This window comes from Mesorhizobium sp. M0152, assembly GCF_040322415.1.
Taxonomy (GTDB): Bacteria; Pseudomonadota; Alphaproteobacteria; order Rhizobiales; family Rhizobiaceae; genus Mesorhizobium.
The window spans coordinates 153,906-177,946 of sequence record NZ_JAMYTH010000007.1 but is presented as its reverse complement, the minus strand read 5'-3'; the positions used below and the strand labels follow the sequence as shown (position 1 = coordinate 177,946).

Below are 24,041 nucleotides of genomic sequence, written 5' to 3'. Positions count from 1 at the left end.
GGAACTGCGGTGACACTTGATCTTGCTGAATTCGCAAGGGCGAAAAACGTCAAATACTTCATGATTTCCTACACCGATCTGTTCAGCGGGCAACGCGCCAAGCTGGTGCCGGCGCAGGCGATATCAGACATGCAGAAGGACGGCGCCGGCTTCGCCGGTTTCGCCACCTGGCTCGACCTGACGCCGGCGCATCCCGACATGCTGGCGGTGCCGGACCCGGATTCGGTCATCCAGTTGCCGTGGAAGCCCGAGGTTGCCTGGGTCGCCGCCAACTGCATCATGGACGACAAGGAGGTCAACCAGGCGCCGCGCAACACGCTGAAGCGGCTGATCGCGGAGGCCGCCAACGACGGCATGCATGTCAAGACCGGCGTCGAGGCCGAGTTCTTCCTGATCTCGCCCGACGGCAAGACGATTTCGGACGAATACGACACGGCCTCGAAGCCCTGCTACGACCAGCAGGCGGTGATGCGCCGCTACGACGTAATCGCCGAGATCTGCGACCACATGCTGGCGCTCGGCTGGGGCGCCTACCAGAACGACCATGAGGACGCCAACGGCCAGTTCGAGATGAACTGGGCCTTCGACGATGCGCTGGCGACCGCCGACAAGCACTCGTTCTTCAAGTTCATGGTCAAGTCGATCGCGGAAAAACACGGGCTGCGCGCCACCTTCATGCCCAAGCCCTTCCAGGGCCTGACCGGCAATGGCTGCCATGCGCATATCTCGGTCTGGGACAAATCGGGCAAGACCAACGTCTTCGCCGACAATTCGATGGAGCTCGGCCTGTCGGCCAAGGGCAAGAACTTCCTCGGCGGCATCATGAAGCATGCCTCGGCTCTCGCCGCCATCACCAATCCGACGGTGAATTCCTACAAGCGCATCAACGCCCCGCGCACGATTTCGGGCGCCACCTGGGCGCCGAACACGGTGACCTGGACCGGCAACAACCGCACCCACATGGTGCGCGTGCCCGGCCCCGGCCGTTTCGAGCTGCGCCTGCCCGACGGCGCGGCCAACCCCTATCTGCTGCAGGCCGTCATCATCGCCGCCGGCCTCGACGGCATCCGCTCCAGGGCCGATCCCGGCAGACGCTACGACATCGACATGTATCAGCACGGTCACACGGTGGAAGGCGCACCGAAATTGCCACTCAACCTGCTCGACGCGCTGCGCGAATTCGACAACGACAAATCGCTCAAGACGGCGCTGGGTGAGGAATTCTCGTCGGCTTACCTAAAGCTGAAGCACCAGGAATGGAATTCCTATGCTTCGCACTTCACGCAATGGGAGCGCGACCACACGCTGGACATCTAGAGCATCGGACCGAAAAGTGTGAAACGGTTTTCGGGCGAATCCGATGCGTCAAGAAAGTCCCAGCGCGACGCGAGCGGCCTCGGAACGATTTTATGAAATACTCGATCTTCTCGCTCGCCCGCGCCGCATTTTCCGGCCACAAGAACTGGCAACGCACCTGGCGCGATGCCAGCCCGAAGGACCGCTACGATGTGGTGATCATCGGCGGCGGCGGCCACGGCCTGGCCACCGCCTGGTTCCTCGCCAGCGAATACGGCATCAGGAATGTCGCCGTGCTGGAGAAGGGCTGGATCGGCTCCGGCAATGCCGGCCGCAACACCACCATCATCCGTTCCAATTACGGCCTGCCCGGCAACACCGGCTTTTACGAATTGTCGATGAAGCTGTGGGAGCGGATGGAGCAGGACCTCAACTACAACACGATGGTCAGCCAGCGTGGCGTCATCAACCTCTACCATTCCGACGCGCAGCGCGATGCGTATGCGCGACGCGGCAACACGATGCGCATCAACGGCATCGACGCCGAACTGCTCGACCTCGCCGCGGTCAAAAAAATGATGCCGTTCCTGAACTTCGACAATGCGCGCTTTCCGGTGCAAGGCGGGCTCTTGCAGCGGCGCGGCGGCACGGCGCGGCACGACGCCGTGGTCTGGGGCTACGCCCATGCGGCGAGCGCGCTCGGTGTCGACATCATCCAGAATTGCGAAGTGACGGGCTTTGTCAGAGACGCCAACGGCAAGGTGACCGGCGTCGAAACCTCGCGCGGCAAGATCGGCGCCGGCAAGGTCGGCATGGCGGTGGCCGGCAGTTCCTCGCGCGTCGCGGCGATGGCGGGCCTGCGCCTGCCGATCGAAAGCCATGTGCTGCAGGCCTTCGTCTCCGAGGCGATCAAGCCGCTCATTCCTGGCGTCATGACCTTCGGCGCCGGCCATTTCTACGTCAGCCAGTCGGACAAGGGCGGGCTGGTCTTCGGCGGCGACATAGACGGCTACAATTCCTATGCCCAGCGCGGCAACCTGCCTGTGATGGAAGACGTCTGCGAGGGCGGCATGGCGCTGATGCCGATGATCGGCCGCGTGCGGCTGCTGCGCCAGTGGGGCGGCATCATGGATATGTCGATGGACGGCTCGCCGATCATCGACAAGACGCCGGTGGACGGGCTCTATCTCAATGCCGGCTGGTGCTATGGCGGCTTCAAGGCGACGCCGGGCTCAGGCCTCGTCTTTGCCCATCTGCTGGCCCGCGACACGCCGCATGAAGAGGCCGCACGGTTCCGCCTCGACCGGTTCCGGTCAGGCGCGATGATCGACGAAAAGGGCCAGGGCGCCCAACCGAACCTGCACTGAAGGCCCTGTCATGCGCATTACCTGTCCTTTCTGCGGCGAACGCGAACTCGGCGAGTTCACCTATCTCGGCGACGCCAAGCCAGTGCGGCCGGAGGCTGGTGCTTCGATGGACGATGTCTTCGACTACGTTTACCTGCGCGACAATGTCGCCGGCGTGATGGATGAGAATTGGTACCACGGCGGCGGCTGCCGGGTCTGGCTGAAGGTCACCCGTAATACACTCACGCATGAGATTTCCTCCGTCGAACCGGCAACGGGCGTCGGGGCGAGGCAGGTGGTGAAATGAATTCTTCTGTCCAGGCCAGCGCCGCCCCTCACCTGCCTGCCGGCATCCTCTCCCCGTATAGGGACGGGGAGAGGGAGGCTGGCGGCAACCTCGACGCCATTCCTGCGACGTCGATGATTGGCGAAATCGCTGACGAGGGCGTCCTTCTCCCCGTCACTATACGGGGAGAAGTGCCCGGCAGGGCGATGAGGGGCAGCGCAACCCTCTCGCATTTCATCGACCTGACGGAAGGCCGGCAGTCGTGACCTCCAGCCAATCCCATCGTCTCCCCACCGGCGGCCTCATCGACCGCTCGGAATCGCTGAGCTTCCGCTTCGACGGCAGGACTTTCTTCGGCTTCCAGGGCGACACGCTTGCCTCGGCGCTGATCGCCAATGGCGTCAAGCTGGTCGGCCGCTCGTTCAAGTATCATCGCCCGCGCGGTATCCTGACCGCCGGTTCGGAAGAGCCCAACGCGCTGGTCGAGCTGCGCACGGGCGCCAGGCGCGAGCCGAACACCAAGGCGACGACCGCCGAACTCTATGACGGGCTCGAGGCCGCCAGCCAGAACCGCTGGCCGTCGCTGCGCCACGATGTGATGTCGGTCAACCAGCTGTTCGCGCCGATCTTCGTCGCCGGTTTCTACTACAAGACCTTCATGTGGCCGGCCAAGTTCTGGGAAGCGGTCTACGAGCCGGCGATCCGCCGCGCCGCGGGCCTCGGCCGCGCCGCCGGCGTCGCCGATCCCGACCACTACGACAAGGCGTGGGCGCATTGCGACGTGCTGATCGCCGGCTCCGGCCCAGCCGGTCTGGCGGCAGCACTTGCCGCCGGACGCAGTGGCGCCCGCGTCATCCTGTGCGAGGAAGATTTCACGCTCGGCGGCCGCCTGCTGTCGGATGGCGGCACGATCGACGGACTGCCGGCAGCCGAGTGGCTGTCGCGGAGCTTGGCCGAGCTTGGCTCGATGCCGGATGTGCGCATCATGACCCGCACGACGCTGTTCGGCGTCTATGATGGCGGCACCTATGGCGCGATCGAGCGGGTCAACGACCATTTGCCCCAGCCGCCCGAGCATCAGGTGCGCCAGCGGCTGTGGCGGATCGTCGCCAGGCGCTGCGTGGTCGCGGCCGGCGCCATCGAGCGGCCGATCGTCTTTGCCGGCAACGATACGCCCGGCGTGATGATGGCTTCGGCGGTGCGGACCTATCTTGCGCGCTATGCCGCCGCCCCCGCGAAACGCATCGCGCTGTTCACCAACAACGAGGATGGCTGGCGCACCGTCGAGACGGCACTCGGCGCCGGATTGCAGATCGCGGCGGTGATCGACGCACGGCCTGACGTATCGGCTGCCCATCGCTCGCTCGCATTGAAAGGCGGCTTCCCGGTGCTGCACGGCTCGGTCAGCAGCATCGACGGCGGCAAGGACGGGGTCAGGAAAATCGCGGTGTCGCTGACCGGCGGCGCGCGCGCCGAGGTCGAGGCCGACGGGCTCGCCGTTTCCGGCGGCTGGAACCCGGCCGTAGGACTAACCTCCTACCATCGCGGCCGGCCGAAATGGCGCGATGAAATCTCTGCTTTCGTTCCGGACGGCGCCCCTCCCGGCATGGTCGCCGCAGGCGCCGCGAATGGCTCGTTCGGCCTCGGCGCCTGCCTGGCCGAGGGGTTCGCCGCGGGTTCGGCGGCCGCGCTCGACGCCGGGCACGGCGGCAAGGCCGGCCCGGCGCCGGTCGCCGATGACGAGGCTTTCTCGTTGACGCCGCTGTGGCATGTCGCCGGCAAGGGCAAGGCCTTCGTCGATTACCAGCACGACGTCACATCCTCCGACATCGAACTGGCGCAGCGCGAAGGTTTTGAATCGGTCGAGCACCTGAAGCGCTACACGACGCTCGGCATGGCCACCGACCAAGGCAAGACCTCCAATGTCGCCGGCCTCGCCATCATGGCCGCGGTCAGCGGCCGCTCCATTCCCGAGACCGGCACGACGATCTACCGGCCTCCTTACGTGCCCGTCGCCATCGGCGCCTTCGCCGGCCATCATCGCGACGAGACTTTCCATGCCACGCGCCTGACGCCGTCGCATCACTGGGCCGTGGAACAAGGTGCCGTCTTCGTCGACACCGGGCTGTGGAAGCGGGCGCAATGGTATCCGCGCGCCGGCGAGAAGGACTGGCTGGAGTCGGTGACGCGCGAGGTCAAGGCGGTGCGCTCAGGCGTCGGCTTCTGCGATGTCTCGACGCTCGGCAAGATCGACGTGCACGGCCCGGATGCCGGCGCCTTCCTCGACCGCGTCTACGTCAACACCTTCTCAAACCTTGCCGCGGGAAAAGCGCGCTACGGGCTGATGTTGCGCGAGGACGGCATCGTCTACGACGACGGCACGACGTCGCGGCTGGCCGAGGATCATTACTTCCTGACCACGACGACGGCCAAGGCCGGGCCGGTGATGCAGCATCTCGAGTTTTGCCGGCAAGTGCTGTTTCCCGAGCTCGACGTGCAGCTGACCTCGGTTTCGGACCAGTGGGCGCAGTTCTCGATCGCCGGACCGAAAACACGTGACCTGCTCAGGGAACTCGTCGATCCGGCCGAGGATCTTTCCAACGAGGGCTTTCCCTTCATGGGAGCGCGCGAGGTGGCCTTGCGCGGCGGCATCGAGGCGCGGCTGTTCCGCATTTCGTTCTCCGGCGAGATTGCGTTCGAGATTTCGGTGCCGGCGCGCTTCGGCGATGCCATGGCGCGCAATCTGATGCTGGCCGGAAAGCAGTTTGGCGTCACGCCTTACGGCACCGAGGCGCTCGGCGTCATGCGTGTCGAAAAGGGCCACATCGCCGGACCGGAACTGAACGGCACGACGACGGCGGCCGATCTTGGCCTCGGCAAGATGATGTCGACGAAGAAGGATTTCATCGGCCGCGTCATGGCCGGCCGCGAGGCGCTGGTCGCGCCGGACCGGCAGGTCGTGGTCGGAATCAAGCCGACGGACGCGGCAAGCCGCCTGCGCTCCGGCGCGCACATCATCCCGAAGGGCCAGGCCCCAGGGCCTGATAACGACCAGGGCTATGTCACCTCGGTCTGTTTCTCGCCGACGCTTGACCAGTGGATCGGACTGGCTCTGGTCGAACGCGGACGCGAGCGCATCGGCGAGATCGTCCATGCCCATGACCCGCTGCGTGGCGAGGACTATGACGTCGAACTGTGCAGTCCCGTCTTTTACGATCCGGATGGAGGACGCCAGCGTGGCTGAATTTTCCTGGGAAGTCCGCAGTCCGCTTGAACGGGTTCTCGTGCCAGGCTCCTACGGCGCACGCGGAGATGCCGGCATTTCGCTGACCGAAATCCGCAATTTCGACCTGATCCAGGTGATGGCGCGGCGGGGCAAGGCAGCAGAAATGGCCAAGGCCGCGAAGGCGCGCTTCGGCGTTGCGGCTCCGGAAGCGCCGAAGGCAGTCGGCACGGCCGATGCGACGCTGATCTGGTCGGGACCGGATCAATTTTTCGTTCTCTCGAAGAGAGGCAAGCACGCGATCGAGTCACTTGTCCCAGCCTTCGCCGCATCCGCTTCGCTGTCCGACCAATCGCATGCGCGGGTGCTGGTCAGCGTCTCCGGCGCCAAGACGCGGACGATGCTGGCCAAGCTGTCGTCGATCGATCTGCATCCCGATGCGTTCGCTGTTGGCGCGGCGGCCGCGACCTCGATGGATCACACCAGTGTCACGCTTTGGCGCAGCACGGATCGAGATGGATTGGCCGTGTTCAACGTGCTGGTGTTCGCGACTTTCGCCGAGAGCCTGTGGCACACCATTCTTGATTCTGCTACGGAGTATGGCGTGACGATCGGCTATTCGGAAGGATGATCGCCCCGGTTTGCCGGCATAATCTTCGACGTCTGCGCTGCCCCTCATCGCCCTGCCGGGCACTTCTCCCCGTATAGTGACGGGGAGAAGGGGCTGACCGCATCGCTGGCGCCTTTTCTGCAACGCTGGTGATTGGCGAAATCGTGGACGACAGTTGTCCTTCTCCCCGTCACTATACGTCACTATATGGGGAGAAGATGCCGGCAGGCAGATGAGGGGCAGCGCAGACGTCCGAGGTGAGTTTGACGATTGCTCCGCACGCCACCTTCGCCTTGCCAAATCCAACCTCACTGCTATTCTTCCCGCTAAAATAATTTCACGTACAGGCAAACTTGTTTCTCGAACCGCAAGGCTGAGATGAGCCAGTCGCCCTACCCTGCCGTCGCCGCCGGACCGCCCAGGCCGAGCCTCATCCTGAGGCCCGGCGAGATCGCGCTGCCGCCGGGCATGGAGCGCTATACGATTCCGGGCAATGGCGCGGTGCTGATCGAGGTCGAGGCTGGCGACACGGTCACCGTGCGCAATGTCGAGGGCGGGCAGGCTTGCGAATTGCTGGCCTGGGACCAGACGGGCGTCACCGATCCGGGCATGTTCGGTGAGAACCCGAACAGCAATGCCGCCGGCATCAAGGCGCTGCTTACCGAGGACGACGATAGTCTCGCATCGCTGCGGCGCGGCCTCAAGCGCCGGCAGGTGCTGCTCGATCAGGCAAAGGCGGTGCGCGTGTTCGGCGGCGCCACACCGGCCGGCACCGAACAGGCTTTCACCGTCTCACGCGACGGCTCGATGCTGATCGGCGCCCCAGGCGGGCCGATGCTGGTCGACGGACACGACACGGCGACGCCGCTTGCCGTCGTCGTGCGGCGCGCCACGATCCGCCCTTTGGCGAGATCGCGGCTCGCCGATCCGCTCGCCGATCCGGTGCTCGACCTGCGCGTCCATTCGGCGACGGCGCAATCCTACTTCGTCAAGGCCGGCGACTATCTGCAGATCATCGATGTCGATGGCCGCCAATGCACCGACTTCCAGTGCTTTTCGGCGCGCAAGCTGGACAAGGGCCGCGACCATCCGCTCGACGTGACGACGACCCGCACGCTGATGGGCGCGAGCTATCCGATGCCGGGGCTGCATTCGAAATATTACGACCAGGACATGGAGCCGCTGGTCGAAGTGGTGCAGGACACATGCGGCCGGCATGACGCCTTCGCGCTCGCTTGCGCGGCGAAATATTACGACGACATCGGTTATCCCGGCCACACCAACTGCTCGGAGAACTTCAACCGGGCCCTGGCCGACAAGGGCGTGACGCCCCGTGCCGGCTGGATGGCGATCAACTTCTTCTTCAACACGGCGATCGACGCGCATGGCGTCATGGTCTCGGACGAGCCATGGTCGCGGCCGGGCGACTATGTTCTGCTGAGGGCCCTGACCGACATCGTCTGCGTCTCGTCGGCCTGCCCTGACGACACGACGCCCGCCAATGGCTGGAACCTGACCGACATCCATGTGCGCACCTATTCCGGCCAGCACAAATTCTCGCGAGCGATCGCCAGACGCATGACGCCCGATTCGGAACCGAAAATGACCCGCGAGACATCCTTTCATTCCTCCTTTGCCAAGCACACGCGCGACTTCGTCGAATACAAGGGCTATTGGCTGGCCAATTCCTTCGCCGGGCAAGGCGCGATCGCCGAATACTGGGCCTGCCGGCAGGACGCGGTGATCATGGACCTGTCGCCGCTACGCAAGTTCGAGGTCACCGGCCCGGACTCCGAAGCGCTGCTGCAATACACGCTGACCCGCGACGTCAAGAAGCTTGGCGTCGGCCAGGTCGTCTATTCGGCGATGTGCTACGAGCATGGCGGCATGATCGACGACGGCACGCTGCTGCGGCTCGGCAAGGACAATTTCCGCTGGGTCGGCGGCGACGATCTGTCCGGCGAATGGCTGCGCGAGACGGCAACAAAGCTCGGCCTCAACGTGCTGGTGCGCTCGTCGACCGACCAGATGCACAATGTCGCCGTGCAGGGGCCGAAGAGCAGGGATATCCTGAGAGAAGTGATCTGGACCTCGCCGCTGCAGCCGTCGATCGACGAGCTCGAATGGTTCCGCTTCGCCGTGGCGCGCATCGGCGGCGGCAACGGCGTTCCGGTCGTCGTCTCGCGTACCGGCTATACCGGCGAGCTCGGCTACGAGGTCTGGTGCCATCCGCGCGACGCGACAAAAGTGTTCGACGCCATCTGGGAAGCCGGCCAGCCGCACGGACTGAAGCCGATGGGCCTGCAGGCGCTCGACATGGTGCGCATCGAGGCCGGGCTGATCTTCGCCGGCTACGAATTCTCCGACCAGACCGACCCGTTCGAGGCCGGCATCGGCTTCACCGTGCCGCTGAAGACCAAGACCGACGATTTCATCGGCCGCGAGGCGCTGATCCGGCGCAAGGAAAACCCCCGCAACAAACTGGTCGGCCTCGATATCGACAGCAATGTCGCGGTCGGCCATGGCGACTGCGTGCATATCGGCCGCGCCCAGATCGGCGTCGTCACCTCGGGCATGCGTTCGCCGGTGCTGAACAAGACCATCGCGCTGGCGAGGCTCGACGTGATGCACGCGGCCATCGGCACCGAGGTCGAGGTCGGCAAGCTCGACGGCCATGCCAAGCGGCTGCCGGCGCGGGTGGTGGCGTTCGCGCATTACGACCCGCAGAAGACCCGGCCGCGTTCCTGATCGCAATTGCCTGTCGGCAACGCCACCGGGCACATTTGTGCGCCCGCTCGCAAGCGTGATGTGCACGACGTCACAAAACGCTTGACGTGAAAGCGCGCCCGATCGATCTTCACCCTTAAGAAAAAAATACGACTGAGTGGAAACACTACAGCCGCGGTCATGTGCCGGGGAGCAAGCTTCGCGAAGCCGAGGCGTCGCCGGCGGGGAACACAAAAAAGGGGAATTCACAGACATGAGCACGATAAGCACGGCCCTGGAGCAGCCTGCCGAAGGCAAGCTGCTCAGGCATATCGACTGGCGTGGCGCCTTCTGCGTGGCGAGCGGCGTTCCCGCTCTCGTCCTGTTTTCGATCGGCGGCATTGCCGGCACGACCGGAACGCTGGCCTTCCTGATCTGGACGGTGTCCATGATCATGGGCTTCCTGCAATCCTTCACCTATGCCGAAATCGCCGGCCTGTTCCCGAACAAGTCGGGCGGCGCCTCGATCTACGGCGCCACGGCCTGGCTGCGCTACTCCAAGTTCATCGCGCCGCTTTCGGTGTGGTGCAACTGGTTCGCCTGGTCGCCGGTGCTGTCGCTCGGCTGCTCGATCGCCGCCGCCTACATCCTCAACGCGCTGGCGCCGCTCCCGATCTTCACCGACTCCTCGCCCGAGGTGGCCGCCTATATCGCCGCGCATGCCGGAACCAGTGCCGCCGACGCCATCGCCGCGGTGACGGCCGCGGCAACGCCCGCCATCCGCAGCTGGACGCTGTTCAGCCACACGCTGGGTCCGGTCTCGTTCACGCTCAACGCCACCTTCTTCATCGGCGCGGTGCTGATGCTGATCATCTTCTCGATCCAGCATCGCGGCATCCTGGGCACCGCCAGTGTGCAGAAATATATCGGCCTGCTGGTCATCGTCCCGATGCTGATCGTAGGCGTGGTGCCGATCTTCACCGGCCAGATCGACTGGGCGAATTTCTCGCCGCTGGTGCCGCTCGCGGCCGCCTATGCGCCCGAGCCCGGCGCCTGGAACATCGCCGGCTGGACGCTGGTGCTGGGCGGCATGTTCATCGCCGCCTGGTCGACCTACGGCTTCGAGACCGCGGTCTGCTACACGTCCGAATTCAAGAACCCGGGCACCGACACGTTCAAGGCGATCTTCTATTCCGGCCTGCTCTGCATGCTCTTGTTCATCCTGGTGCCGTTCACCTTCCAGGGCGTGCTTGGCCTCAACGGCATGCTGGCGACGCCGATCGTCGACGGCTCCGGCGTCGCCGATGCGCTGGCCGGCATGGTCGGCGGCGGCAATCTCATCCATAGCCTGCTGGTGATGCTGATGATCCTGGCGCTGGTGCTGTGCATCATGACGGCGATGGCCGGTTCCTCGCGCACGCTCTACCAGGGCTCGGTCGACGGCTGGCTGCCGCGCTATCTCAGCCACGTCAACGAACACGGCGCCCCGACCCGTGCGATGTGGACCGACCTCATCTTCAACCTGATCGTGCTGGCCATCGCCTCGGCCGACGCGACGAGCTTCTTCTTCATCCTGGCCGTGTCGAATTGCGGCTACATCATCTTCAATTTCCTCAACCTCAATGCCGGTTGGATCCACCGCATCGACAACGGCCACATCGCCCGGCCGTGGAAGGCGCCGAGCTGGCTGTTGGGGCTGGGCGCCATCTTCGCCTATGTCAACGCGATCTTCATGGGCGCCGGCGCCAAGGTGTGGAACCCGATGGCGCTGTGGGCGGGGCTGGTCACCGCGGCACTGATCATTCCGGTGTTCTGCTTCCGCCACTACGTCCAGGACAAGGGCAAGTTCCCCGACCACATGCTGGCCGATCTCGGCATGACGTCGGCCGATCTCAAGGTGAGGAAGGCAGGTGCCCTGCCCTATCTGACGCTGATTGCCGGCGTGGTTGTGATGCTGATCGCCAACTGGCTGTTCGTCATCTGACAAGGCGACTCAACAGAAATCGGGCGCGTTTCGGCGCGCCCGATGTTTTTCGGCCGCCGGCCGCAGCCTCGCGTCAACCAGCCTTGCGGAGCGCCGCCTTCGGGTCCCCGAAAAACCGGTTGGGCGGCCGCTTCAGGCCGAGATTCTCGCGCAGCGTCGAACCCTCGTACTGCCGCCTGAACATGCCGCGCCGCTGCAATTCGGGCACCACCTTCTCGACGAAATCGTCGAGCCCGGCGGGCAGATTGGGAAACATGATGTTGAAGCCGTCCGATCCCTCAGCGACGAGCCATTCCTCCATCTCGTCGGCGATGGTTTGCGGCGTGCCGACGAAGGCAAGGCCGGAATAGCCGCCCAGTCTCTGTGCAAGCTGGCGCACGGTCAGGTTTTCGTTCCGGGCCAGCTCGATGACGCGCTCGCGGCTGCTCTTCGAAGCATTGGTTTCCGGTATGTCCGGCAAAGCGGCATCGGGATCAAAGGCCGACGCATCGTGCCCAAGAGCGATCGACAGCGAGGCAATGCCGCTCTCGTAATAAACCAGGCTGTCGAGCTTGGTCCGCTTGTCCCGCGCGTCCTCAACGCTGTCGCCGACAATGACGAAGGCGCCAGGCAGGATCTTGATGTCGTCGCGGGAGCGGCCGAGTTTTTGTGCTCGGCCCTTGACGTCGGCAAAGAAGCGTTGGCCGGCGGCGAGATCGCCATGGGCCGCGAAAATCACCTCCGCCGTCTCGGCCGCCAGCTGCCGTCCCGCCTCCGACGCACCAGCCTGGACGATGACCGGCCAGCCCTGCACCGGCCGGGCTATGTTGAGCGGCCCGCGCACGGAGAGGTGCTCGCCCTTGTGGTCCAGCACATGCAGTTTGGCCGGATCGAAATAGAGCCCACTTTCGGCATCGCGGATGAAGGCGTCGTCGGCAAAACTGTCCCACAGGCCGGTGACGACATCGTAGAATTCGCGCGCCCGGTGATAGCGCTCGTCATGCTCGACATGTTCGTCCAACCCGAAATTCAGCGCCGCGTCGGGGTTGGACGTGGTGACGATGTTCCAGCCGGCGCGCCCGCCGCTGATATGGTCGAGCGACGCGAAGCGGCGGGCGACGTGATAGGGCGCGTCGAATGTCGTCGACGCGGTCGCGACCAGCCCGATATGGTCGGTGACGGCGGCCAGCGCCGACAGCAGCGTGAAGGGCTCGAAAGACGTCACCGTGTGGCTGCGCTGCAGCGCCTCGATCGGCATGTTGAGCACGGCCAAATGGTCGGCCATGAAGAAGGCGTCGAATTTCGCCGCCTCCAGTGTCTGCGCGAAGCGCTTCAGATGCGCGAAGTTGAAGTTGGCGTCGGGATAGGCGCCGGGATAACGCCAGGCGCCAGTGTGCAAGCTGACCGGGCGCATGAAGGCGCCGAGCCGCAATTGCCGTTTCTCTGCCATGGGAAGACACCTTGCTGAGGACGAGCGTTGCCGCTCCGGTGCCGCTCAGCATGGAACCGCCGGGCCATCCTGAGAAGGAATTCTGTTTTGCAAAATCGGCACCGGGGAGCATTTTCATCGGCGTGACGGACGGTCCGCCACGCCGCATCATCCGCCATCGCCGAAGGCGGATGATGCGATAAAACCGCTCTATTCCGCGGCCAAGGCCAGTTGCGGCCTCTCGGCAGCCAACTCTGGTTCGGCCGTCTGCTCGCTGTTCACCACCTTCTTCGGCTCCCGGCCGAAGAACAGGGCATAGCCCGCCGGCAGCACGAGGATGGTCAGCACGGTGGCGACGAGGATGCCGCCCATCATGGCGTAGGCGAGAGGGCCCCAGAACACGCCGCGCGAGATCGGGATCAGCGCCAGCACGGCCGTCAGCGCGGTCAGCGTGATCGGCCGGAAACGACGAACGGCCGAGCCGATGATCGCTTCCGAACGCTCCATGCCCGCGGCGATGTCCTGGTCGATCTGGTCGACCAGGATGATCGAGTTGCGCATGATGATGCCGAGCAGCGCGATAACGCCAAGGATGGCGACGAACCCGAACGGCGCGCCGCTGATCAACAGGGCCGCGGCGGCGCCGATGATGCCGAGCGGACCCGTGGCCAGCACCAGCATCGCCTTGCCGAAATGCTGCAGCTGGATCATCAGCAGCACGACGATGACGGCCAGCATGATCGGCGCCTTGGCGGCGATCGAAGCTTGGCTTTCCGCCGAATCCTCGGCACCGCCCTGGATCTCGATCTGGTAGCCAGGCGCCAGTCCGTCGCGCAGGCCCTGCATGTCCTTGTACATCTTGGTGACGACATCGTTCGACTGTATGCCGTCGGGCAGCGTGGCACGCACGCTGATGGTCGGCAGGCGGTCGCGGCGCCACTCGATGCCTTGCTCCAGCACCGGCACCACCTTGGCCACTTGCGACAGCGGCACGAAGCCGCCGAAATCGGTCGGGATGTAGACGGAATCGACCGAGGACAGCAGGGTGCGGCTGGCATCCGGCTCGCGGGCGACGATCGATACCGTCTCCTCGCCGTCGCGGAAGTCGTCGAGCGGCGCGCCGGACATCGCCGCCTGCAGCATCTGGCGGATGCGCTGCGAGGTGACGCCGAGTGCACGGGCGCGGTCCTGGTCGATCACCAGCTTCATTGCCGGCACCGGCTCCAGCCAATCGTCATGGACTGCGCCAAGCAGCGGATCCTGCTGGAACTTCGCCTTCACCTGGTCTGCGATGCGGCGCACTTCCTGGCGATCCGGGCCCATGACGCGCATCTGCACCGGCCAACCGGTCGGCGGCCCGAGGAACAAGCGGTCGACCTTGGCGCGGATCGAGGGGAAATCCTCGGCAAGAATGGTGCGTAACTTGACGATCAGCCTCTCGCGCGCCGGTTCGTCATTGGCCATCACCAGCATCTGGGCAAAATTCGGATTGCTGAGCTGCTGGTCGAGCGGCAGGAAGAAGCGCGGCGCGCCTTCACCGACATAGGTGGCGACGAAGCGCTTGTCCTTGTCGTCCATGATCTTGCCTTCGAGCGCCTTGGCCTGCGCCTCGACTTCCTTGATGCTCGTGCCTTCCGGCAGCCACAGGTCGACCAGGATTTCCGGCCGCGACGATTGCGGGAAGAAATTCTGCGGGATGAACTGGAAGGCCCACAGGCTGGTGGCGAACGTCACCAGCGTCATGACAAGCACGATGATGCGGTGGCGCACGGCCCAGCCGACGGTGGCGCGCAGCCGGCGATAGAAGCGCGTGTCGAAGACATCGTGATGGGCGCCGGCATGCTTGCGCTGCTTGAGGATCATGTTGCCCAGCCAGGGCGTGAAATAGACCGCGACGAACCACGACACGATCAGCGCGATGCCGACGACATAGAACAGGCTTCGCACATATTCGCCGGCCGTCGAGGCGGCGAAACCGACCGGAATGAAACCGGCCGTGGTGATCAGCGTGCCGGTCAGCATCGGGAAAGCGGTCGAGGAATAGGCGAAGCTCGCCGCCTCGACCTTGACCAAACCCTCCTCCAGCTTGCGCTCCATCATCTCGACGACGATCATGGCGTCGTCGACGAGCAGGCCGAGCGCGATGATCAGCGCGCCGAGCGAGATGCGTTGCAGGTCGATGCCGAGCTCGTACATGATGGCGAAGGTGGCGGCGAGCACCAGCGGAATGGCGATGGCGATGACCAGGCCCGAGCGCCAGCCGATCGACAGGAACGAGACGACGAGGACGATCAGCAGCGCTTCGCCGAGCGCATGCATGAATTCGCTGACGGCATCCGTGACGACCCCGGGCTGGTCGGAAATCTGGTCGACCGAGACGCCATAGGGCAGCGCCTCCTCGAAGCGCTTGTAGGTTTCCTCGACGCCCTTGCCGACATCGATGACGTTGAAACCCTTGGCCATGACGACGCCGAGCTGCACGCTGTCGTGACCGTTGAAGCGGTATTTGCGCTGGAACGGATCTTCCAGCCCCGACGTCACAGTGGCGATGTCGCCAAGCCGGGTGACCTGGCCGCCGGCGCGCAGGCGCAGCTCACGGATGTCGGCGGCCCTGGTGACGTCGCCTTCGACGGAGATGCGCACCGAGTTGACGCCGGTGTCGACCGAGCCGGCCGGATCGACATTGTTCTGGCCCTTGATCGCGTTCTGCAGATCGGTCAGCGTCAGGCCGCGTTCGGAAAGTGCCCTGGAAGAGACGTCGATATAGAGCTTTTCAGGCTGATCGCCGATGATGACCGCCTTCTCGACGCCGGGCGTCGTCAGCAGCATGTCACGAGCCTGGATGGCGAACTTCTTCAGTTCGGGATAGCTGAAGCCATCGCCGCTGATCGAATGCAGCGTGATGAAGGTGTCGCCGAACTCGTCGTTGAAATAAGGGCCGAGCAGGCCTTGCGGCAGGTCGGTGATGTCGCCGACTTTCTTGCGCACCTGGTAGAAGGCGTCCTTCACGTCTGCTGAATTGGTGTCGCCCTTGATCTGCACCGTGATGATGGCGCTGCCGGCGCGGGTGAAGGAGCGCACGAAGTCGAGATGCGGCGTCTCCTGCAGCTTGCGCTCGATCTTGTTGACGACCTGGTCTTCCATCTCCTGGATCGAGGAGCCCGGCCAGACCGCCTGCACGACCATCACGCGGAAGGTGAAGTCGGGATCTTCCTTCTGGCCCATGCGCATCAGGCCGAGCGCGCCGGCGATGATGATGAGGCCAAACAGGAAGCGCGCGATGGAAGGGTGGCCAATTGCCCAGCGCGACAGGTTGAAGGGCCGTTTCTCTTCAGTGGAGGTCGTCATCGGTGCTGGTCCACTTTGCTTGTTTGCGCGCATGACGTCCAAAGGTCCTCGGCGCGGAACGAAATCATCTCGGTTCGATACTAGCTTCCGGGCGGCGAGGCTTTCCGAGCGGAGAGACACTCATCGCGGTGGGACGCGGACCGATGTGGGGGTTACATCGGCCTGACGTCTCGACCTTCGGGCGCACGCCGCCCGGAAACCTGCGGCCGCGGCACGCGCGGCCGTCCTGTCTGTTGTCAGCGCAGCTGGCCGGCGTCGCCGTCCTCGGCGGAGGCCGATTGCTGTGCGATGCCGCCGGCAAGCTTCACCTTGAGATTCTCGGTCATGAACTGCGTGCCGGCAGCGACGACGACGTCGCCCGGCTTCAATCCCTCCGCGACGCGCACGCCATCGGCGGCGAACGCGGCGACCTTGATTGGGCGGGCGTGAACGGTGTCGGCACCGCGGTCGACGGTCCAGACGATCGACTGGCTATCCTTTTCGGCAAGCGCGCTGAGCGGGATCGAAACGAGCTGCCGTTCGTTGGCCGCCGACGCTTCAATGCTGGCGGTCATGCCCAGCAGCACGCGCGGGTCGTTGGGCAGGCTGACACGGACGGCAAAGGTGCGCGACTGCGGATCGGCGCTGCCGGCGACTTCACGAACCTTGCCCTCGAGCGCCAGCGCATTGTCGGACCAGAAGCCCGCCTTGACATTCTTGCCCGGCTTGAACTCGGCGATCTCCATCTCGGGAACCGCGATCAGCACTTCCTTTTCGCCATCCACGGCGACGGTGATTACCGGCGTGCCGGAGCCGACCACCTGGCCGACATCGGCGCCGACCGACGTGACGATGCCGTTCCTGTCGGCCTTGAGATCGGTGTAGATGACCTGGTTCTTCGCCTGATCGAGCGCCGAACGGGCGGAATCGCGGGTGGCAACAGCCTGATTGTAGGCCAGCGTCGCCTGTTCGAACTGAGCCTTCGACGCAAAGTTCTTCGTATACAGTTGTTCGGAGCGTTTTCTCGCCAGATCCACGGTCTCGACCTGGCGTTCGGCGGCGTCGAGAGCGGCCTTGGCGCTGTTGACCGACAAGTCGTAGTCGGCGGGATCGATGCGGGCGAGCACATCGCCCTGTGCCACATGCTGGCCGATGTCGACGAGGCGCTCGGTGATCTTGCCGTTGATGCGGAAGCCCAACGCGCTTTCGGTGCGGGCGCGCACCGATCCGGAATAGGAGAGCGTGCGGGTATCATGGGCCTGGGCGATCTCGACGACCTTGACCGGACGGATGATATCCTTGACCTCGGCTTTTTCCTGGCTGCAGCCGGCGAGCCCGAGCGCCGCGACGATCAAGCCGGCGACTGGCAGCCCTCGTAGGATGGAATTGGACAAAAACACCTTGGCACTCCCGAACTGGAGATGAACTGTCGACACGGCGCCCGACGGGCGTCGGCTATTTTTTGAGAGCCTTGATCGCAAAATTGATAAGGTCGTCGGGCATTGCCCTATTGGTCTTGGCAAGGCACTGCGCCACCATCTGCGGATGGCACAGGATGACCGTGGCGGCGCCGAAGCAGCGCGACGCGATCACCGGATCCTGTTCCCTGAACTCGCCAGCCTCGATGCCATCGCGGATCACCTCGGCGAACAGATCGTGAATGCTGTCGACATGCTTGTCGATCACGCCCCAGTCCCGTTCGAGGGCGACGATGACCATCTCATGGACCTTCTGCTCGTCGAGCATGACCTCCATCGTCATCTTGTATTGCGCATGGACATAACGCCGAAGCCGCTCCTCGGCGCTGATCGGCAGGCGGGAAATCTCGTAGGCCATCCTGTAGCTGGCGCCGAGCATCCGGCCGCAGACAGCTTGGTGGATTTCAACCTTGGAGGCGAAGAACCGATAAATGTTGGCGGGCGACATGCCGAGCTCGCGGGCAATGTCGGCAACATTGGTCTTGCCGTAACCATAGTGCCGGAACAGGCGCTCGGCGCAGTCGAGAATGCGCGTGACATTCTCCTGCCGGGCGGTGTCGGCCACGAATTCGGCGGCTTCAGACATGTATCGCAGGTCCTAATTTAACTGTGACGAATTTCAATTTTCATCAGTCGTAAATTGAAATTCGTAATCTGTCAACACGTACACGTACGATTTTTTGATGGCTGGTGACATCCAATAGACGTCACGAAGCGGACCGAGGATGCGGACCACCGAAAATATTTTCGCGAGAGGCTGTTGGACACTTCAGGCCAGTCTGGCCATTTCCCGCAGTCGGAACTTCTGGATCTTGCCGGTCGAGGTTTTGGGGATTTCGGCGAAGATCACCGCTTTCGGCACCTTGAAGCGGGCAAGCAGCCCCCGGCAATGCTCGATGATCTCGGCCTCGGTCGCCGTCTTGCCCGGTTTCAGTTCGACATAGGCCATCGGCACCTCGCCCCATTTGTCGTCGGGCCTGGCAACCACGCCGCAAGAGGCAACGGAGGGATGTTTATAGAGCGCCTCCTCGACTTCGATCGAGGAGATGTTCTCGCCGCCCGAGATGATGATGTCCTTGGAGCGATCCTTGAGTTGGATGTAGCCGTCCGGATGCATGACGCCGAGATCGCCGGAATGAAACCAGCCACCGGCAAACGCCTCGTCGCTGGCCTTGCGGTTTTTCAGATAGCCCTTCATGACGATGTTGCCGCGGAACATGACCTCGCCGATGGTCGCGCCGTCGGCCGGTGTCGGCCGCATCGTCGCGGGGTCCATGACGGTGAGGCCTTCGAGTGCCGCGTAGCGCACGCCCTGCCGTGCCTTCCTGGCGCTGCGCTCGCCCTTTTCGAGACCGTCCCATTCGTCGTGCCATTCGTTGACCACCGCCGGACCATAGGTCTCGGTCAGGCCATAGAGATGGGTGACGGCGAAGCCGGCATCGGCCATGCCCGACAGCACGGCTTCCGGCGGCGGTGCGGCGGCGGTGTTGAAGGTGACCGTCTGGGGAAATTCGCGCTTGTCCTCGTCCTTGGCGTTGATCAGCACCGACATGACGACCGGCGCGCCGCAGAGATGGGTGACGGCGTGATCGGCGATGGCGTCATAGATCGGCTTCGGCCGCACCCAGCGCAGGCAGACATGGGTGCCGGCCTGGACGGCAAGCGTCCAGGGGAAGCACCAACCATTGCAGTGGAACATCGGAAGCGTCCAGAGATAGACCGCATGCTTGGCCATGCCGGCATGGATGGTGTTGGTATAGGCCATCAAGGCCGCGCCGCGATGATGGTAGACGACGCCCTTCGGATTGCCCGTGGTGCCTGATGTGTAATTGAGCGAAATGGCGTCCCACTCATCATCGGGCATCGACCAGGCGAAATCCTCGTCGCCGCCAGCGACAAACGTCTCATAGTCCAATGTGCCGATGCGCTCGCCCTTGGGATAGGGAGCGTCGGCGGCGTATTCGGGATCGTCATGGTCGATGACCAGCGGCCTTGTCCTTGCCAGCGCCAGCGCCTCTTTCATGACGCCGGCAAATTCACGATCCACGATCAGCACCTTGGTCTCGGCGTGATCGAGCTGGAAGGCGATGACTGCCGCGTCCAGGCGGGTGTTGAGCGAATGCAGCACCGCCTTGACCATCGGCACGCCGAAATGCGCCTCCAGCATCGCCGGCGTATTGGACAGCATGACGGTGACGGTGTCGCCCTTGCCGATGCCGCGCTTTTCGAGCGCCGAAGCGAGCATCAGCGAACGCCGCCAGAATGTGCGATAGTCCATGCGCTGCCGCCCGTGGATGATGGCGACATGGTCGGGATAGGTCTTCGCCGCGCGTTCCAGATAGGTTAGCGGCGTCAGCGGCTGATGGTTGGCCGCATTCTTGTCGAGATCCTGTTCGTAAGGATTTCCCATGCCATCCTCCCCGCAATATCTGTAACAACTTCTAATCACAGGCTCCGCGCTTCGTCACCACCAAGCATGCCACGACAGGGGGTATTTGGCGCAATGACGATCTAGATTCGGCCGGCGGAAGGGCATTGCATACCTCCACTCAATTTGACTTTTGTCGAGAGCCGTGAATAATGTCAGCCAAGGAGATGGCATGACGATCCGACCGGCAGAACAGCTTATCCACAAGGCCGCCTGGCTTTACTACGCCCACGGCCTGCGCCAGGACGAAGTCGCCACCCAGCTCAAGATTTCCCGCGCTTCGGTCGCCATGTACCTGCGCAAGGCGCGCGAGACCGGCATCGTCAACATCTCGACCTCGACCCAGCTTTTCACCGACGATATCATGGCGCGCAGGCTCGAGGACGCGTTGGGCCTCGACGCCGTCTGGATCGCCCCGGAAAACGGCTACGTCCCGGATCCCTCGACTGAAATCGCCGTGCTGGCGGCGAGCGTCTTTCTGGAACTGGTCAAGAAGGGCGACCGCATCGGCGTCGCCTGGGGCCGCACCGTCTACACCATCGCCGACATCATGTCCTATGCCGACCTTCAAGATGTGACGGTGGTGCAGCTCTGCGGCAATCTCGGCGCGCCCTATTCCTACCGGCCCGACCAGTGCACGATGGAAATCGCCCGCCGTCTCAACGCCAAGGGCCTCAATTTCTACGCACCGCTGGTGCTGTCGACGGAAGATCTGGCGCGCGCGCTGCGGGCCGAGCCGGTGATCCGGGAGCAATTGTCGGGGATCGGCGACTGCGACCTGGCGCTGTACTCGGTCGGCGCGGTCGACGCCGAGAGCCATCTGGTCAAATGCGGCGCGCTGACCGCGGACGAAATGGCGGCGCTGCGCCGACAGGGCGCCGCTGGCGTCATTGCCGGGCAGATCATCGACGCCGACGGCAAGGCGCTGGCCTGCAGCTACAACAGGCGGGTGATCTCCGCCGAACTTGCCTCGCTGCGCGCTATCGCCAGGCGCCTGATGGTGGTGCAGGAGGACAGCAAGTTCGAACCCCTGCTCGCGGCGATCGCGGGCGGACTTTGTACGCATCTGGTGGTCGGCGCGAGCATGGCGCAGCGGCTTCTGGAGCATGCCGGAGCGGCGACCGAAAAGGCATCCTGAAAACCAATTCCTGCCGCCGGTGCATTGTCATCAAGGCGTCGCGGCATTCCTGTTTCACCATTTAAAGACAGCAACTGGACGAAGCGAACATGAAGAATTTGTGGAACGACGACGCGGCCGAGAAACTTGTCGCCGAGTATGCGAAAAAGGGTGTCGGCCGCGACCTGGCCTTGCGCGTCTACACGACGAGGCTGCTCGGCGGCGAACCGCGGCTGGTCCTGCATGGCGGCGGCAACACCTCTTGCAAGACCAAGGCGACCGACCTGCTCGGCGATGAATGGGATGTGCTGTGCGTCAAGGGCAGCGGCTGGGACATGGCCGTCATCGAGCCGCAGGGACTGCCGGCGGTCAAGATGGGCGCGCTGCTCAAGGCGCGCGCGCTGAACAGGCTCGCCGACGAGGACATGGTCGCCTTGCAACGCGCCAACCTCATCGATCCGTCATCGCCCAACCCCTCGGTCGAGACGCTGCTGCATGCTTTCCTGCCGCATAAATTCGTCGACCACACGCATTCGACGGCCATCCTTGCCATCGTCGACCAGGAAGACAGCAAACCGCTGGTCAAGGCGGTCTTCGGGAGCAAGATGGGCTACGTGCCCTACATCATGCCCGGCTTCGACCTCGCCAAGGCAGCGGCCGACGTCTTCGACGCCGACCCCGATGTCGAGGGCCTGATCCTCGACAAGCACGGCATCTTCACCTTCGGCGACGATGCCAAACAGGCCTATGACCGGATGATCCACTATGTGAACGTCGCCGAGGACTATGTGGCCAAGAATGCCAAGCCGAAGGCGGCAAAGGCGGCATTGCCGGCAAAGCTCGCGACGCCGGCGGCCATCGCTCCTATGTTGCGCGGCGCCGTGGCCGTGGCGCGCGGCGAAGGCCGCTTCGATCGCATGATCAGTGATTTCCGCACCTCGCCGGCCATCGTCGACTTCATCAATTCGTCTGATATCGCCGACTATGCCGCACGCGGTGTTTCGACCCCGGACCTGTCGATCCGCATCAAGACCGGGCCGATGGCGGTGCCGGCGCCCGATGCCGACAAGGTCGGCGACTACAAGGCCGTGATCAAGAGCCATGTCGACGCCTTCGCCAGGGACTACCGCGCCTATTTCGAAACCAATGACGCGCTCGACGACGTCAAGCGCACCATGCTCGACCAGATGCCGCGCCTGACGCTGGTGCCGGGGCTCGGCATGTTCGGCCACGGCCGTACGCTGAAGGACGCCAGGATCGCCTCCGACGTCGGCGAGATGTGGATCGAGGCGGTACGCGGCGCCGAAGCGGTCGGCCGTTTCCATCCGCTCTCCAAGGCCGATCTTTTCCCGTTGGAATACTGGTCGCTGGAACAGGCCAAGCTTGCCTCCAACAAGCCGAAGCCGCTGACCGGCCAGGTGGTGCTGATCACCGGCGGCGCCGGCGCGATCGGCGCGGCGACTGCCAAGCTGTTCGCCGACAATGGCGCCCATGCGGTGGTCGTCGATCTCGATGGCGACAAGGCCGCTGACGCCGCGAAGAAGGCCGGCAACAACTCGGTCGGCGTCGCCGCCGATATCACCGACCCGCACCAGGTGCGGGCCGCCTTCGACAAGGCGGTCGCCGTGTTCGGCGGCGTCGACATACTGGTGTCCAATGCCGGCGCCGCGTGGGAAGGCCGCATCGGCGAGCTCGACGATGCCCTGCTGCGCAGGAGCTTCGAACTCAATTTCTTCGCCCACCAGTCGGTGGCGCAGAACGCCGTGCGCATCATGCTCGAACAAGGCACCGGCGGCGTGCTTTTGTTCAACACCTCCAAGCAGGCGGTCAACCCGGGCCCGAAATTCGGCGCCTACGGCGTGCCCAAGGCGGCGACGTTGTTTCTCTCCCGGCAATACGCGCTCGACTATGGCGCCCACGGCATCCGCTCGAACGCCGTCAATGCGGACCGTATCCGCTCGGGCCTTTTGACCGACGCCATGATCGCCAGCCGCTCGGGCGCGCGCGGCGTGTCGGAGAAGGAATACATGTCCGGCAATCTGCTCGGCCAGGAAGTGACGGCGCAGGACGTGGCGCAGGCCTTCCTGCATCATGCGCTGGCCGAGCGGACCACCGCCGATGTGACGACGGTCGATGGCGGCAATATCGCCGCGGCGCTGCGGTAGCATCGTCACGTACAGCGCAGATAGTCTGCTTGCAAGAATGTCAGTTTGTAGCTACATTGTGGCTCAACATCAAGGAGTCACAACATGGCAACGGATACGGTTGTCCGCGCTCGAATTGATACCGCGACAAAGGACCAGGCTACCGAAGCCTTGGCGGCAATGGGATTGTCGGTCTCCGACGCCATTCGCCTTCTGCTGGTCCGCGTCGCCGCCGACAAGGAATTTCCCTTTCCGGTGAAGGTACCGAACGCAACCACCCAAAAGGCCATGGCCGAATTGGAAAAAGGCAAGGGCAAGCGCTTCACCTCGGCCGATGAATTGTTCAAGGATTTGGGCGTCTGACATGCTGACGCCCGTTCGCTCCGGGCAATTCCGCAGGGATGTGAAGCGTATGGAGAAGCGCGGCAAGGAGCTTGGTAAATTGCGTGAGCTATTGGGCCTCCTACTCGCCGGGCATGAACTACCGGCGAGTTATAAGGATCACCCCCTGAAAGGCGACTGGAAGCACTATCGCGACGCGCATTTGGAGCCGGACTGGCTCTTGATCTATCGTATAGCCGGCGACGAACTGCAGCTTGCTCGTACCGGCTCCCATTCCGATCTGTTCAACGAGTGAAATAGAAAAGCCGCCTGCAACAATTGCTGCAGACGGCTCTCCCTTGTTGGC

17 protein-coding genes are annotated in these 24,041 nt (G+C 64.0%); 12 read left to right on the top strand and 5 right to left on the bottom strand.

The annotated features are described in order from the left end of the window. Positions 1–9: 9 nt before the first annotated feature. From glnT to NKJ26_RS10410, 8 genes are all read left to right on the top strand, one after another. On the top strand, positions 10–1,317 hold the full coding sequence (gene glnT, locus NKJ26_RS10445) for a type III glutamate--ammonia ligase (RefSeq protein ID WP_352695184.1): 1,308 nt from the start codon (positions 10–12) through the stop codon (positions 1,315–1,317). Between the two features lie 92 nt (positions 1,318–1,409). Then, on the top strand, positions 1,410–2,663 hold the full coding sequence (locus NKJ26_RS10440) for a sarcosine oxidase subunit beta family protein (protein WP_027023055.1): 1,254 nt from the start codon (positions 1,410–1,412) through the stop codon (positions 2,661–2,663). A gap of 10 nt (positions 2,664–2,673) precedes the next feature. Continuing rightward, positions 2,674–2,949 (top strand): sarcosine oxidase subunit delta, encoded by a 276-nt coding sequence (locus tag NKJ26_RS10435; RefSeq protein ID WP_352695183.1) that lies wholly within the window; start codon positions 2,674–2,676, stop codon positions 2,947–2,949. After that, positions 2,946–3,194, top strand: coding sequence for a hypothetical protein (locus NKJ26_RS10430; protein WP_352695182.1), 249 nt, complete (start codon positions 2,946–2,948; stop codon positions 3,192–3,194). Before NKJ26_RS10435 ends, NKJ26_RS10430 begins: the two co-directional genes overlap by 4 nt. Next, the gene (locus tag NKJ26_RS10425; protein WP_352695181.1) at positions 3,191–6,172 is read left to right on the top strand and encodes a sarcosine oxidase subunit alpha; all 2,982 of its coding nucleotides are present in this window, start codon (positions 3,191–3,193) and stop codon (positions 6,170–6,172) included. Before NKJ26_RS10430 ends, NKJ26_RS10425 begins: the two co-directional genes overlap by 4 nt. Beyond that, complete coding sequence (locus NKJ26_RS10420; protein WP_352695180.1) at positions 6,165–6,782, top strand: sarcosine oxidase subunit gamma; 618 nt, start codon at positions 6,165–6,167, stop codon at positions 6,780–6,782. The genes NKJ26_RS10425 and NKJ26_RS10420 overlap by 8 nt, the downstream gene beginning before the upstream one ends. Positions 6,783–7,139: 357 nt before the next feature. Continuing rightward, the gene (locus NKJ26_RS10415; RefSeq protein WP_352695179.1) at positions 7,140–9,509 is read left to right on the top strand and encodes a trimethylamine N-oxide demethylase; all 2,370 of its coding nucleotides are present in this window, start codon (positions 7,140–7,142) and stop codon (positions 9,507–9,509) included. 232 nt (positions 9,510–9,741) lie between these two features. After that, the gene (locus tag NKJ26_RS10410) at positions 9,742–11,451 is read left to right on the top strand and encodes a trimethylamine N-oxide permease (protein WP_352695178.1); all 1,710 of its coding nucleotides are present in this window, start codon (positions 9,742–9,744) and stop codon (positions 11,449–11,451) included. Positions 11,452–11,524: 73 nt separating this feature from the next. On the opposite strand, the gene NKJ26_RS10405 is transcribed toward NKJ26_RS10410, so the two are convergent. From NKJ26_RS10405 to NKJ26_RS10385, 5 genes are all read right to left on the bottom strand, one after another. Next, the gene (locus NKJ26_RS10405) at positions 11,525–12,880 is read right to left on the bottom strand and encodes an LLM class flavin-dependent oxidoreductase (protein WP_352695177.1); all 1,356 of its coding nucleotides are present in this window, start codon (positions 12,878–12,880) and stop codon (positions 11,525–11,527) included. Between the two features lie 189 nt (positions 12,881–13,069). After that, entirely contained in the window at positions 13,070–16,207 is a 3,138-nt protein-coding gene (locus tag NKJ26_RS10400) for an efflux RND transporter permease subunit (RefSeq protein WP_352695176.1), read from the bottom strand. A 236-nt stretch (positions 16,208–16,443) separates the two neighbouring features. Continuing rightward, positions 16,444–17,586 (bottom strand): efflux RND transporter periplasmic adaptor subunit, encoded by a 1,143-nt coding sequence (locus NKJ26_RS10395; protein ID WP_352695175.1) that lies wholly within the window; start codon positions 17,584–17,586, stop codon positions 16,444–16,446. A gap of 55 nt (positions 17,587–17,641) precedes the next feature. Then, a complete protein-coding gene (locus NKJ26_RS10390; protein WP_352695174.1) occupies positions 17,642–18,250 on the bottom strand; it encodes a TetR/AcrR family transcriptional regulator in 609 nt (202 codons plus the stop codon). Between the two features lie 183 nt (positions 18,251–18,433). Next, the gene (locus NKJ26_RS10385) at positions 18,434–20,074 is read right to left on the bottom strand and encodes an acyl-CoA synthetase (RefSeq protein ID WP_352695173.1); all 1,641 of its coding nucleotides are present in this window, start codon (positions 20,072–20,074) and stop codon (positions 18,434–18,436) included. Between the two features lie 190 nt (positions 20,075–20,264). Here NKJ26_RS10385 and NKJ26_RS10380 point away from each other — a divergent pair, with 190 nt between their 5' ends. The 4 genes from NKJ26_RS10380 to NKJ26_RS10365 all read left to right on the top strand — a co-directional run bounded on the left by NKJ26_RS10380 (position 20,265) and on the right by NKJ26_RS10365 (position 23,990). Next, positions 20,265–21,230 carry a sugar-binding transcriptional regulator gene (locus NKJ26_RS10380; protein ID WP_352695172.1) on the top strand — a complete coding sequence of 322 codons (966 nt, stop codon included), beginning with the start codon at positions 20,265–20,267 and terminating at the stop codon, positions 21,228–21,230. Between the two features lie 89 nt (positions 21,231–21,319). After that, positions 21,320–23,374: a bifunctional aldolase/short-chain dehydrogenase gene (locus tag NKJ26_RS10375; protein WP_352695171.1), complete on the top strand. Its 2,055-nt coding sequence runs from the start codon at positions 21,320–21,322 to the stop codon at positions 23,372–23,374. Positions 23,375–23,458: 84 nt separating this feature from the next. After that, positions 23,459–23,716, top strand: coding sequence for a type II toxin-antitoxin system RelB/DinJ family antitoxin (locus NKJ26_RS10370; protein ID WP_027023068.1), 258 nt, complete (start codon positions 23,459–23,461; stop codon positions 23,714–23,716). Position 23,717: 1 nt separating this feature from the next. Next, positions 23,718–23,990: a type II toxin-antitoxin system RelE/ParE family toxin gene (locus tag NKJ26_RS10365; protein ID WP_352695170.1), complete on the top strand. Its 273-nt coding sequence runs from the start codon at positions 23,718–23,720 to the stop codon at positions 23,988–23,990. Positions 23,991–24,041: the final 51 nt, after the last annotated feature.